Here is an 11,726-nt window from a genome sequence, read left to right as displayed (position 1 = left end):
TCAGGTGGCGGGGCCGAACAGCGCCGACCGCCACGCCTCTGGCACCGGGGGGTCCACGACCACCCGCGGGTCGGCGTCCGAGGTCTCCACGACGTCCTCGGGCTGCACGCGCTCGGGGAGCTGCCGGTACTGCGCCCGCGGGTCCTCCGGGTCGGTCATGGGCCCAGCGTGGGGGCCGGACCGGCGGCAGGCAAGGCATCCGCGGACGGTCGAGCCCTGCCCCCATCTGGGGGCAGGGCTCGACTGTCGGCAGCACACCGTCGCCGAGGTCACCTGCCCGGCACGCCGGGAGGTCGCCGGGAGCGGTCACACTGGGACCAGCGATGACCACGACCCTGCCGCTCCTCGGCGCGACCCCCGCCCTGCCGGCCGACCCCTCGATGCTCCCGGCATCGGCACGCGCGGGCCTGGCGACGACGCCCTTCGGGCTCTACGTGCACGTGCCGTTCTGCGCGACCCGCTGCGGCTACTGCGACTTCAACACCTACACCTCCGACGAGCTGGGTCCCGGCGCCAACCGCAGCGAGTACGCCGGGACGGCGATCGCGGAGCTGCGGCTGGCCGCGCAGGTGCTGGGCCCGGACCTCCCCGCGGTGCAGACCGTCTTCGTCGGCGGCGGCACGCCCACGTTGCTGCCCGCCCACGACCTGGTCGCGGTGATGGACGCCGTCCGTGAGCTGTTCCCGGTCGCCCCCGACGTCGAGGTGACCACCGAGGCCAACCCCGAGTCGGTGACGCCGGAGTCGCTGGCCACGCTGCGGGCGGGCGGCTTCACCCGGATCAGCCTGGGCATGCAGTCGGCCGCCGAACACGTCCTCGCCGTCCTCGACCGCCGGCACACCCCCGGCCGCGCGGTGCAGGCCGCGCACGAGGCCCGCGCCGCCGGGTTCGAGCACGTCAACCTCGACCTCATCTACGGCGCACCGGGGGAGACCGACGCCGACTGGCTGGCCTCGATCGACGCCGTGCTGGCCGCACCCGTCGACCACGTCAGCGCGTACGCGCTGATCGTCGAGCAGGGGACCCGGCTGGCCCGCCGGGTCGCCAAGGGCGAGCTGCCCATGCCCGACGACGACGTGCTGGCCGACCGCTACGAGATGGCCGACCGGGCCTTCGGGAGCGCGGGGCTGGGCTGGTACGAGGTGTCCAACTGGGCCCGCGACGACGCCGCCCGCTGCCGGCACAACGAGCTCTACTGGGCCAACGCCAACTGGTGGGGCATCGGCCCCGGTGCCCACTCCCACGTCGGTGGGCTGCGCTGGTGGAACGTCAAGCACCCGGCCGCCTACGCCGACCGCATCACCGCCGGCCTGCACCCGGCCGCGGACACCGAACTGCTCAGCGCCGAGGACCAGGCGCTGGAGCGGGTCATGCTCGGCCTCCGGCTGCGCGACGGGCTCCCCCTGTCGGCGCTGAGCGGGGTCGGGCGGGCCCGGGCGGCGGAGAGCGTCGTCCGCGGGCTGCTGGAGGCGGGGCCGCACGAGGCCGGGCTCGCCGTCCTCACCGACCGCGGCCGGCTGCTCGCCGACGCCGTCGTCCGCGACCTGACCGACTGACCCGAAGACCGCTAGCGTGCGGCGCGTGCGGATGCGCGCCGCGGTGGTGCTGGGGCTCCTGGTCGTGACCGGCTGCTCCGGCGGTCCCGAGCCGGTGCCCGGCGAGGAGACGGCCACGGTCGCCGGCCAGCGGGTGTGGTGCGCCGGGGAAGGCCCTGCGGTGGTCCTGGTGCACGGCATCGGCGAGGACGCCTCCTCCGCCCAGTGGCTGGACGTCGAGCGCGCGCTCGCCGGGGACGCCCGCGTCTGCCGCTACGACCGGCCGGGCACCGGTGCGAGCGACGCGCCCGGGACGGGTGGCCGGGGCGCTGACGCGCTGGACGCCGAGCTCGACACGGTCGTCGAGCACGCTGCGGGCGCCGGCCCGGTCGTGCTGGTGGCGCACTCCTTCGGCGGCTACCCGGCCCGGGTCCACGCCGGCCGACACCCCGACCGGGTCGCCGGCCTGGTGCTGGTCGACGCGCTGGACCCCTCGGTCGGCGTCGTGCGCGGCACCGGCGCGGCCGACCTCCGGTCCGTCGAGATGGGCGAGGAGGCGCTGGACCTGGCCGACGTCGAGGCGGCGGCGGCCGCGGTGACCGAGCTGTCCGCCGACCTCCCGCTGGCCGTGCTCAGCCGGGGGCAGGGCCTGTCGGCGGAGTGGACCGCGGCCCAGGACCGGCTGGCCGCGCTGGTCGAGGGCACGCAGGTGACCGTGGTCGACGCGGGTCACCAGGTCCCGACCGAGGCCCCGGACGCCGTCGTCGACGCGGTGCGGAGCGTCCTGCCCGGCGGGTGAGGGCCGCCGGTGTCAGGCGTGCAGGGCGGCCAGGAGCGACTCGCCGTAGCGCTCCAGCTTGGCCGCGCCGACGCCGCTGACGGTGCCCAGCGCCGCCAGGGTGGCCGGCTCCTCGGTGGCTATCTGGCGCAGCGTCGCGTCGTGGAAGACGACGTAGGCCGGCACGCCCTGCTCCTTGGCCGTTGCCCCCCGCCAGGCGCGCAGCCGCTCGAAGGCACCGGCCGCCGACGCCGGCAGCTCCGGGGCAGCGGTCGCCCGGTCCTTGCGCCCGGACCGGCTGGAACGCGCGGGGCGGTCGGGGTCGCGGCGCATCAGCACGGTCTGCTCCCGGCGCAGCACCGGACCGCTGGCCTCGCTGAGCGCGAGCGTAGCGTACTCGCCCTGCACCGCCAGCAGCCCCTGGGCCAGCAGCTGCCGGGCCACGCCGCGCCACTGCCCCTCGGTCAGGTCGGTGCCGATGCCGAAGGTGGTCAGCTCGTCGTGCGAGTGCTGGGCGACCTTGTCGGTGCGCTTGCCCAGCAGGATGTCGATCGACTGGCCGGCCCCGAAGGACTGCCCGCGCTCACGCTGCAGCCGCAGCACCGTCGACAGCAGCTTCTGCGCCGGCACGGTGGCGTCCCAGGACTCCGGCGGGGTGAGGCAGGTGTCGCAGTTGCCGCAGGGGGTGCCCTCCTGCCCGAAGTGGGCCAGCAGCCGCACCCGCCGGCACTCGACGGTCTCGCAGAGCGCCAGCATCGCGTCCAGCTGGGCCGACAGCACCCGCCGGTGCGCGGCGTCGCCGTCCGAGGTCTGGATCATCTTGCGCTGCTGGACGACGTCGGCCAGTCCGTAGGCCAGCCACGCGGTCGCGGGCTGCCCGTCGCGACCGGCGCGGCCGGTCTCCTGGTAGTAGCCCTCCACCGACTTGGGCAGGTCCAGGTGGGCGACGAACCGGACGTCGGGCTTGTCGATGCCCATGCCGAAGGCGATGGTCGCCACCATCACCAGGCCGTCCTCGCGCAGGAAGCGGGACTGGTTCCGTGCGCGCACCTGCTGGTCCAGCCCTGCGTGGTAGGGCAGGGCCGGGATGCCCTGGGCGACCAGGAAGTCCGCGGTCTTCTCCACCGAGGCCCGGGACAGGCAGTAGACGATGCCGGCGTCGCCGGGGTGCTCGGTGCGCAGCAGGTCCAGCAGCTGCTTCTGCGGGGAGTCCTTGGGCGCGATCCGGTACTGGATGTTGGGCCGGTCGAAGCCCGCGACCACGTGCAGGGCGTCGTCGAGCTGCAGCCGGGTGCTGATCTCGGCGTGCGTCGCGGGGGTGGCCGTGGCGGTCAGCGCGATCCGCGGGACGTCGGGCCAGCGCTCGTGCAGCATCGACAGGGCCAGGTAGTCGGGCCGGAAGTCGTGGCCCCACTGCGCGACGCAGTGCGCCTCGTCGATGGCGAACAGCGCGATCTTGCCGCGCTCCAGCAGCCGCGCGGTGGGGGAGGAGCCGCCACCCAGGGACTCCGGCGCCACGTAGAGCAGGTCCAGCTCCTGGGCCAGGAACGCCTGCTCGACGGCGCGGCGCTCGTCCCGGTCCTGGCTGGAGTTGAGGAAGCCGGCGCGCACGCCGAGGGCCGTCAGGGCGTCGACCTGGTCCTGCATCAGCGCGATCAGCGGGGACACCACCACGCCCACGCCCTCGCGCAGCAGCGAGGGCACCTGGTAGCACAGCGACTTGCCGCCACCGGTGGGCATGAGCACCAGCGCGTCACCGCCGGCGACGACGTGGTCGACCACCTCGCGCTGCGGGCCGCGGAAGGCGTCGTAGCCGAACACCCGCTCCAGCACCTCGAGCGCGGGGTCCACGGGGGCCTCGATGACGTCCACACCGCGAGCGTAGGCGGGTCGGGAGCCCCTGTCTGACATCCGTCAGGTGCTGTGGACGACGTTCCGCACTACCGCGGAGCCGGCCCTCCTCGGCAGGCTGGCCGCATGCCCGACACCCCCGCCCTCGACATCGAGGGACTCACCGTCCGCTACGGCGGCACCCTCGCCGTCGACGGCGTCGACCTGCGCATCCCGCGCGGGGAGACCGTCGCCCTGCTCGGCGCCAACGGGGCCGGGAAGTCCTCGATCGTCAACGCCGCGCTCGGGCTCTTCCGCCCCGCCGCCGGCCGGGTGCGGCTGCTGGGCCGGGCGCCGGCCGAGGCCGTGGCCGCCGGCGGGGTCGGGGCGATGCTCCAGCACGGCGGCCTGCCCAGCGAGACCCGCGTCGGCGAGGTGCTGACCCTGGTCCGCCGCCGCTACGCCGACCCGTGGCCGCTGGCGGACCTGCTGGCCACCGCCGGGATCGAGGAGCTGCTCGGGCGCGAGGTCGACGCCCTGTCCGGCGGGCAGCGGCAGCGGGTGCTGCTCGCGCTCGCGCTGGCCGGGGCACCTCCGCTGCTGGTCCTCGACGAGCCCACCTCGGCCATGGACGTCGAGGGCCGCCAGGCGTTCTGGACGACGATGCGCGGGCTGGCCGACCGCGGGCACACCGTCGTCTTCGCCACCCACCACCTCGACGAGGCCGACGCGGTCGCCGACCGGGTGGTCGTGGTCGGCGGCGGGCGAGTGCTCGCCGACGGGTCGGCCGCGGCGGTCAAGTCGCGCATCGCCGGGCGCACCGTGCGCTTCCGCTGCCCGGGCCCGCGGGACGGGCTCGGCGCCCTGCCCGGCGTGACGGCCGTGGGCGGGGTGGGCGAGCTGGTCGAGCTGGCCACCTCCGACGCCGAGGCCACGCTGCGCGCCCTGCTCGCCCAGCGCGACGCCCTGCCCGGGCTCGAGGTCCGCGGCGCCACCCTCGAGCAGGCCTTCCTCCAGCTCACGACCGCGCCGCTCACCACTGCCTCGGACGGGGTCTCCCGATGACCGACCTGCTGCTGTTCCAGCTCCGCCGGGTGGGCCGCAACCGGCAGTACGTCTTCTTCACCATCGTCCTGCCGGCGCTGTTCACCGTCCTGTTCACCCAGGTCTTCGGCGCCCAGGCCGCGGCGAACGGCGGTCAGGCCGACTACGGCGAGCTCTACCTGGTCTCGATGATGGGCTACGGCGCCATCGGCGCGGCCCTGGGCGCGACCATCCGGCTGGCCTTCGACCGCTCCACGGGCTGGCTGCGGCAGCTGCGCGTCGTCCCCGTCCCGCCGGGCACCGCGCTCGCCGTCGACGTGGCCGTGGGCGCCCTGCTGGTGCTGCCGAGCCTGGTCGTCGTGGCGCTGGTCGGCCGGTTCGTCAACGGCGTGGAGCTCGGCCTGGGCAGCTGGCTGGCGCTGGTCGGCGTCATGTGGGCCGGCGCGGTCGTGTTCGTGGCGCTCGGCATCGGCCTGGGCATCGCCCTGGACTCCCAGGCGGCCGGGGCGGCCATGGGCATCGCCGGGACGGCGCTGGCGGCGCTGGGCGGGCTGTGGTGGCCGGTCGAGATCCTGCCCGACGGGCTGGTCACGCTGGCCCGCGCCATGCCCTCCTACTGGTACGCCCAGCTGGGCCGGGACGTCGTCTCCGGCAGCGCCCCCTCGGCGCAGGCGGTGCTGGTGCTGTTCGCCTTCGGCGCGGTGTTCTCCGCGGCCGCCGTGGCCGTCGCGCGGCGTCGTCCGCTGCACGCGGTCGCCGGCTGAGCCGGGGGGACGACGGTGGGTGGCAGCATCTCGTCGGTGGACAGGTCGAGCCGGTGGCAGCAGGCGCTGTGGGCGGTGCCGTGGCTGCTGTTCCAGTTCTTCCCGGTCGTCGACCTGGTGACCACCGAGCGCCCGGTAGCGGCCCGCTGGGTCGCCGGCATCGGGCTGGTCGCCTTCACCCTGGTCTACCTGGCCGTCATCGCCCAGCTCGGCCGCCCGCGCGGCCTCCGTCCGGACTTCCTGGTCATGACCGCGCTGGCCGCGGCACTGGCGATTGGCTTCGGCCCGAGCTGGTCGGGGCTGATGATCTACGTGTCCGCGGCGGCCGCCGCCGTCCTGCCGTGGCGCTGGGTGTGGCCGGCGGTGGTGGCCGCGGCCGCGCTGTGCCTGGCGGTCATCCTGGTCGGCGGTGCGCCCGGGCTGCTGTTCCTGCCGGCGATCTGCCTGCTCACCGCCTTCGCCATCCAGGGCACCGGCTACCTGATCACCGTCAACCGGGAGCTGCAGGAGGCCCGCGAGGAGCTGGCCCGGCACGCCGTCGCCGAGGAGCGGCTGCGTTTCGCCCGCGACCTGCACGACCTGCTCGGGCACTCGCTGTCGCTGATCGCGCTCAAGAGCGAGCTGGCCCGCCGGCTGGCCCCGGTCGACGCTGTCCGAGCGGGTGCAGAGATGGCCGACGTCGAGGACGCCGCCCGGCAGGCGCTGGCCGAGGTGCGCGAGGCGGTCAGCGGCTACCGGCAGGTGACCTGCGGGCAGGCGCTGGCCGAGGCGCGCGCGGCGCTGACCGGCGCGGGCATCGCCGTGGCCCTGCCCGACCGGGTCCCGGTGCTGCCGGTCGGCGCCGACGCCGCGTTGGGCTGGGTGGTGCGCGAGGCCACCACCAACGTGCTGCGGCACAGCGGCGCCGGGCAGGTCACCATCGCGCTGACCGAGGACGGCGACCGCGCGGTGCTCACGGTGACCGACGACGGCGGCGGGGGAGTGCCCGGCGGAACCGTGCGGGGGACGTCGCCCGGCTCGGGGCTAGCCGGGCTGCGCGAGCGGGTGGGCGCGCTGGGCGGTGAGCTGGCCGCCGGCCCGGACGACGGCGGTGGCTACCGGCTCCGCGCGTCCGTGCCGCTGACGTCTGCCACGGTGGACGCGTGACCACCCGGGTGTCGCTGACGTCTGCGACCGTGGGCGCGTGACCATCCGGGTGCTCTTGGCCGAGGACCAGGGCATGGTGCGCGGGGCGCTGCGGGCGCTCCTGGACCTCGAGCCCGACATCGAGGTGGTGGCCGAGGTCGGCCGCGGCGACCTGGTGCTGGCCGCGGCGCACGAGCACCGGCCCGACGTCGCGCTGCTGGACATCGAGATGCCCGGGCAGGACGGGATCGAGGCCGCCCGCGAGCTGGCCGCGCAGCTGCCGGACGTGCGCGCCGTCGTCCTCACCACCTTCGGCCGGCCGGGCTTCCTGCGCCGGGCGATGGAGGTCGGCGCGGCCGGCTTCCTGGTCAAGGACGCACCCGTGGCCGAGCTGGCGCGGGCGATCCGGGCAGTGGTGGCGGGGGAGCGGGTGATCGACCGCGACCTGGCCGCCGCAGCACTTGCGCTGGGCGCGACGCCGCTGTCGGGCCGGGAGGCCGACGTCCTGCGGGCCGCCGCCGACGGCGCGACGGTCGCCGACATCGCCGCGCGGCTGTTCCTGAGCGAGGGGACGGTGCGCAACTACCTGTCCGCCGCGATCGGCAAGACCGGCGCCCGCACCCGGGTGGAGGCCGCCCGGGTCGCCGCGGACAAGGGCTGGCTCTGAAAGGACCCTCTCGCCCCCCACCACTCGCTGCGCTCGCGGCGGGCCCCTACGAGAGGGCCGGCGGGCCGGGAGGGGCGTCAGCGAGCGTCGGCGGTGGTGTCCGGGTCGGCGGGCATGAGCGCGTCGAGGTCGAGGACCCGGACGTGGATGACGTTGCGCTGCTGCAGGGCGGCGCGCAGCGCGCGGTGGACGCCGTCCTCGAGGTAGGTCTCGCCGTGCCACTGCACCGCGTGCGGGAACAGGTCGCCGTAGAAGGTCGAGTCGTCGGCCAGCAGCGCGTCGAGGGCCAGCTCGCGCTTTGTGGTGACCAGGGTGTCCAGCCGGATCTGCCGGGGCGGGATCATCGCCCAGTCGCGGGTGGAGAAGCCGTGGTCGGGATAGGGGCGTCCGTCCCGAACTGCCTTGAAGATCAGGGCCGAGCCTCCCGCTCCCCGGACCCCAGCGGCTGGGAGCCCGTCGACTGCGAATCACACTAGTGTGATTCGCCCGACCACTGCCGGGCCCCTCCCGCGGGACCGATCCCATGCGCGCCCGCCGCGGCGACGGGTCCTCGCGGGGCGGGGGACGGGGGAGCAGGGCCGCCGTATGCTGGCACTCGGACCGCTGGAGTGCCAGAGCGGCCCGTCGACCGGTACGGGAGGTGTCAGCCGTGGCGCACGACGACCGCCGCCTGCGCGTCCTCCGGGCGATCGTCCAGGACTACGTCTCCACCAACGACCCGGTGGGGAGCAAGGCCCTGGCCGCCCGGTACGACCTGGGCGTCTCACCCGCCACCATCCGCAACGACATGGCGGTGCTGGAGGAGGAGGGGTACATCACCCAGCCGCACACCAGTGCCGGCCGGGTGCCCACCGACAAGGGCTACCGCTTCTTCGTCGACCGGCTCAACACGGTCAAGCCGCTGTCGGCCGCCGAGCGCACCGCGATCGAGAAGTTCCTCGACGGTGCGGTCGACCTGCACGACGTCCTGGGCCGCAGCGTGCGACTGCTGGCCCAGCTGACCCGCCAGGTCGCCGTCGTCCAGTACCCGACGCTGTCGCGCAGCGCCGTCCGGCACCTGGAGCTGGTGCCGCTGTCGACGTCCCGGCTGCTGATGGTGCTCATCACCGACACCGGCCGGGTCGAGCAGCGCGTGGTGGAGGTGCCGGTCGACACCGAGTCCGAGACCGTCGCCGAGCTGCGCACCCTGCTCAACGCCGCCTTCACCGGGGCGAAGCTCGCCGAGGCCAGCGACAAGGCCCCCGGTCTGGTCGAGAACGCCCCGCCGCACCTGCGCCCGCTCGTCGCGGCGGTCAGCGCCACCCTGCTGGAGACCCTCGTCGAGCCCTCGGAGGACCGGCTGGTCATCGGCGGGACGGCGAACCTCGCCCACGGCAGCACCCTGGACTTCCCCGGCACCGTCCGGCCGCTGCTGGAGGCGCTGGAAGAACAGGTGGTGGTCCTGCGGTTGATGGCCGAGGTGGACCCCGGCGCGGTGATCGTGAGCATCGGCGAGGAGAACCAGCACGAGGCGCTGACCGGCGCGTCGTTCGTGTCCGTCGGGTACGGCTCGGGCGAGGAGGCCCTCGGCGGCCTCGGCGTCGTGGGGCCCACCCGGATGGACTACGCAGGGAACATGGCCGCGGTACGAGCCGTGGCCCGCTACGTCGGCCACCTGCTGGCCGAGAGCTGAGGACTGAGAACACGCATGGCAACCGACTACTACGGCGTCCTGGGTCTGAAGCAGGGCGCCAGCGACTCCGACATCAAGCGCGCGTACCGGAAGATGGCCCGCGACCTGCACCCCGACGTGAACCCCGACGAGGGCGCGAAGGAGCAGTTCCAGCTGGTCAGCCGGGCCTACGAGGCGCTGACCGACCCGGAGAAGCGGCGCATCGTCGACCTCGGCGGTGACCCCTTCGACACCAACGGTGGTCGTGGCGGGGGCAACCCGTTCGGCAACGCCGCGGGCTTCGGTGGCCTCGGCGACATCATGGACGCCTTCTTCGGCGGTCAGGGTGGTGGCCGAGGGCCGCGCAGCCGCACCCGCGAGGGCGAGGACGCCCTGATCCGGGTCGACCTGGACCTCGACGAGACGGTCTTCGGGACGACGACGGAGATCACCGTCGACACCGCCGTCCTCTGCGACGTGTGCACCGGTGCCGGCACCGCCCCCGGCACCCACCCCGAGACCTGCAGCACCTGCAACGGCCGCGGCGAGGTGCAGAGCGTGCAGCGCTCCTTCCTCGGCCAGGTCATCGCCAGCCGCCCCTGCCCCACCTGCCAGGCCACCGGCCAGGTCATCCCCAGCCCGTGCGGGCAGTGCGGTGGCGACGGCCGGGTCCGTGCCCGCCGCGACATCCCCGTGAAGATCCCCGCCGGTGTCGAGGACGGCATGCGCATCCGGCTGGCCGGCTACGGCGAGGTCGGCCCCGGCGGTGGCCCGGCCGGTGACCTCTACGTCGAGGTGCACGAGCGGCCGCACGACGTGTTCACCCGCGACGGCGAGGACCTGCACTGCCGGGTCACCCTGCCGATGACCGCGGCGGCGCTGGGCACGTCGCTGAAGCTGGAGACGCTCGAGGGCGCCGAGGACCTCGACATCCGGCCGGGCACCCAGTCCGGCAGCGTGCTCACCCTGCGGGCCCACGGCGCCCCGCGGCTGCGCGGGACCGGGCGCGGCAACCTGCTCGTGCACCTGGACGTGCAGACCCCGACCCGGCTCGACGACCGCCAGTCCGAGCTGCTGCGCGAGCTCGCCGCGCTGCGCAACGAGGACCTCACCAAGGGCACCGAGGCCAACCACGGCGGGCTGTTCTCCCGGGTGCGCGACGCGTTCAACGGCCGATGAGCTCCGCCGGGGCCCCTGAGGCCGACGGCGCCCCGCTCTTCCTGCTCGACGAGGTGCCCGCCGGCGACGTGCTGACCGTCGCCGGCGCCGAGGGCCGGCACGCCGTCGACGTCCTGCGGCTGGCCGCCGGGGAGCGGGTGCGGGTCTCCGACGGGCGCGGGCTGCTGGTCGAGGGCTCCGTGCTCGCCGCCGAGGGCTCGACGCTGCAGGTGCACGTGCTCGCCCGGCACGAGATCGCCGCGCCGGAGCCCGAGTTCCTGCTCGTGCAGGCGCTGCCCAAGGGCGACCACGGGCCGCTGGCAGTCGACCTGGCCACCGAGCTGGGCGTCGACCGGATCGTGCCGTGGACCGCGGCCCGCTGCGTGACGAAGTGGCGCGACGACCGCATCGACAAGGGCCTGGCCAAGTGGCGCTCGGCGGCCCGGGCGGCGAGCAAGCAGGCCCGGCGTCCGCGGGTGCCGGAGGTGACCGCGCCGATGAGCACCCGGCAGGTCATCGGCCTGCTCGGCGACGTCGACCTGACCCTGGTGCTGCACGAGCAGGCCCGCCGTCCGCTGGCGCAGGTCGACGTCCCGGCCGAGGGCACGGTCGCGGTGATCGTGGGTCCCGAGGGCGGTCTCACCGACGGCGAGGTGGTCGCCTTCCGCGCGGCCGGCGCGCACTCGGTGCGGCTGGGCCCCGAGGTGCTGCGCACGTCCACCGCCGGCGCCGCTGCCCTGGCCGCACTGAGCGCCCGCACCCGCTGGGCGTGAGCGCCCCGGCGGGGGAGACGTGGTTCCACGTCACCTCGGTGCGCAATCGGGCCTCGATCCGCCGGCACGGCCTCGACGTGCGCCGGATGGGCGCTGCCCCGGGCATCGCGGGCAGTCCGGTGCCCGAGCAGGACGGGGTGTTCCTCGCCGACGACGAGTTCCTCGTCGACTGGTTCGTGCGCATGAACAACACCGGTGGGCCGGTGGACGTGTGGGCGGTCGACGGCGTCGTCCGGGTGGACCTGGAGCAGTCCCCGGAGGGGTACCTGTTCCAGTCAGGCACCGTCCCTGCGGACCGCCTGTGGCTGGTCCGCCAGGACGTCCCGCCGTTGGGGGCGACCGACTGAGCAGTTGCGGTCGCCGACACGCACCGGCACGCCGGTCGGGGCGGCAGCAACTGC

Annotated in this window: 13 protein-coding genes; 10 read left to right on the top strand and 3 right to left on the bottom strand. The window is 75.1% G+C overall.

All coding sequences use genetic code 11. The annotated features are described in order from the left end of the window. Nucleotides 1–159 (bottom strand): hypothetical protein, encoded by a 159-nt coding sequence (locus O2W14_RS06765; RefSeq protein WP_269175310.1) that lies wholly within the window; start codon nucleotides 157–159, stop codon nucleotides 1–3. 164 nt (nucleotides 160–323) lie between these two features. Here O2W14_RS06765 and hemW point away from each other — a divergent pair, with 164 nt between their 5' ends. Together hemW and O2W14_RS06755 are read left to right on the top strand one after the other, a co-directional pair. Continuing rightward, complete coding sequence (gene hemW / locus O2W14_RS06760; RefSeq protein ID WP_269175309.1) at nucleotides 324–1,556, top strand: radical SAM family heme chaperone HemW; 1,233 nt, start codon at nucleotides 324–326, stop codon at nucleotides 1,554–1,556. A gap of 31 nt (nucleotides 1,557–1,587) precedes the next feature. Beyond that, entirely contained in the window at nucleotides 1,588–2,334 is a 747-nt protein-coding gene (locus O2W14_RS06755; RefSeq protein ID WP_269175537.1) for an alpha/beta fold hydrolase, read from the top strand. A 12-nt stretch (nucleotides 2,335–2,346) separates the two neighbouring features. On the opposite strand, the gene recQ is transcribed toward O2W14_RS06755, so the two are convergent. After that, nucleotides 2,347–4,185, bottom strand: a complete 1,839-nt coding sequence (recQ, locus tag O2W14_RS06750; RefSeq protein WP_269175308.1) for a DNA helicase RecQ — start codon at nucleotides 4,183–4,185, stop codon at nucleotides 2,347–2,349. Between the two features lie 105 nt (nucleotides 4,186–4,290). Between recQ and O2W14_RS06745 the strand changes: the two genes are divergently transcribed. From O2W14_RS06745 to O2W14_RS06730, 4 genes are read left to right on the top strand one after another with little or no spacing between them, the layout of a single operon-like run. Next, a complete protein-coding gene (locus O2W14_RS06745; RefSeq protein WP_269175307.1) occupies nucleotides 4,291–5,208 on the top strand; it encodes an ATP-binding cassette domain-containing protein in 918 nt (305 codons plus the stop codon). Continuing rightward, nucleotides 5,205–5,951, top strand: coding sequence for an ABC transporter permease (locus tag O2W14_RS06740; protein WP_269175306.1), 747 nt, complete (start codon nucleotides 5,205–5,207; stop codon nucleotides 5,949–5,951). The genes O2W14_RS06745 and O2W14_RS06740 overlap by 4 nt, the downstream gene beginning before the upstream one ends. 36 nt (nucleotides 5,952–5,987) lie before the next feature. Further along, nucleotides 5,988–7,097 carry a sensor histidine kinase gene (locus tag O2W14_RS06735; protein ID WP_269175305.1) on the top strand — a complete coding sequence of 370 codons (1,110 nt, stop codon included), beginning with the start codon at nucleotides 5,988–5,990 and terminating at the stop codon, nucleotides 7,095–7,097. Between the two features lie 37 nt (nucleotides 7,098–7,134). Then, nucleotides 7,135–7,743, top strand: coding sequence for a response regulator transcription factor (locus O2W14_RS06730; RefSeq protein WP_269175304.1), 609 nt, complete (start codon nucleotides 7,135–7,137; stop codon nucleotides 7,741–7,743). A gap of 77 nt (nucleotides 7,744–7,820) precedes the next feature. On the opposite strand, the gene O2W14_RS06725 is transcribed toward O2W14_RS06730, so the two are convergent. Beyond that, nucleotides 7,821–8,153, bottom strand: a complete 333-nt coding sequence (locus O2W14_RS06725; protein WP_442928831.1) for a type II toxin-antitoxin system VapB family antitoxin — start codon at nucleotides 8,151–8,153, stop codon at nucleotides 7,821–7,823. A gap of 239 nt (nucleotides 8,154–8,392) precedes the next feature. On the opposite strand from O2W14_RS06725, the gene hrcA reads away from it, so the two are divergent. Genes hrcA through O2W14_RS06705 form a run of 4 tightly spaced genes read left to right on the top strand, consistent with a single transcriptional unit; the run spans nucleotide 8,393 to nucleotide 11,672 of the window. Then, the gene (gene hrcA / locus O2W14_RS06720) at nucleotides 8,393–9,415 is read left to right on the top strand and encodes a heat-inducible transcriptional repressor HrcA (RefSeq protein WP_269175303.1); all 1,023 of its coding nucleotides are present in this window, start codon (nucleotides 8,393–8,395) and stop codon (nucleotides 9,413–9,415) included. 15 nt (nucleotides 9,416–9,430) lie between these two features. Beyond that, nucleotides 9,431–10,573: a molecular chaperone DnaJ gene (dnaJ, locus tag O2W14_RS06715; RefSeq protein WP_269175302.1), complete on the top strand. Its 1,143-nt coding sequence runs from the start codon at nucleotides 9,431–9,433 to the stop codon at nucleotides 10,571–10,573. Next, nucleotides 10,570–11,325, top strand: a complete 756-nt coding sequence (locus O2W14_RS06710) for a 16S rRNA (uracil(1498)-N(3))-methyltransferase (RefSeq protein ID WP_269175301.1) — start codon at nucleotides 10,570–10,572, stop codon at nucleotides 11,323–11,325. The genes dnaJ and O2W14_RS06710 overlap by 4 nt, the downstream gene beginning before the upstream one ends. Then, nucleotides 11,322–11,672 carry a hypothetical protein gene (locus O2W14_RS06705; RefSeq protein ID WP_269175300.1) on the top strand — a complete coding sequence of 117 codons (351 nt, stop codon included), beginning with the start codon at nucleotides 11,322–11,324 and terminating at the stop codon, nucleotides 11,670–11,672. Before O2W14_RS06710 ends, O2W14_RS06705 begins: the two co-directional genes overlap by 4 nt. Nucleotides 11,673–11,726 lie beyond the last annotated feature (54 nt).

This window comes from Modestobacter sp. VKM Ac-2986 (genome assembly GCF_026967795.1).
Taxonomy (GTDB): Bacteria; Actinomycetota; Actinomycetes; order Mycobacteriales; family Geodermatophilaceae; genus Modestobacter.
Note: the sequence above shows the minus strand (reverse complement) of the source record. Positions and strands in the feature narration are given on the sequence as shown.

Excerpts from the sequence above, each read along its gene's own strand:
- O2W14_RS06755 (WP_269175537.1), top strand. The coding sequence starts at position 1,588 with ATGCGCGCCGCGGTGGTGCTGGGGCTCCTGGTCGTGACCGGCTGCTCC.
- O2W14_RS06740 (WP_269175306.1), top strand. The coding sequence starts at position 5,205 with ATGACCGACCTGCTGCTGTTCCAGCTCCGCCGGGTGGGCCGCAACCGG.
- dnaJ (WP_269175302.1), top strand. The coding sequence starts at position 9,431 with ATGGCAACCGACTACTACGGCGTCCTGGGTCTGAAGCAGGGCGCCAGC.
- O2W14_RS06710 (WP_269175301.1), top strand. The coding sequence starts at position 10,570 with ATGAGCTCCGCCGGGGCCCCTGAGGCCGACGGCGCCCCGCTCTTCCTG.
- O2W14_RS06765 (WP_269175310.1), bottom strand. The coding sequence starts at position 159 with ATGACCGACCCGGAGGACCCGCGGGCGCAGTACCGGCAGCTCCCCGAG.
- hemW (WP_269175309.1), top strand. The coding sequence starts at position 324 with ATGACCACGACCCTGCCGCTCCTCGGCGCGACCCCCGCCCTGCCGGCC.
- O2W14_RS06745 (WP_269175307.1), top strand. The coding sequence starts at position 4,291 with ATGCCCGACACCCCCGCCCTCGACATCGAGGGACTCACCGTCCGCTAC.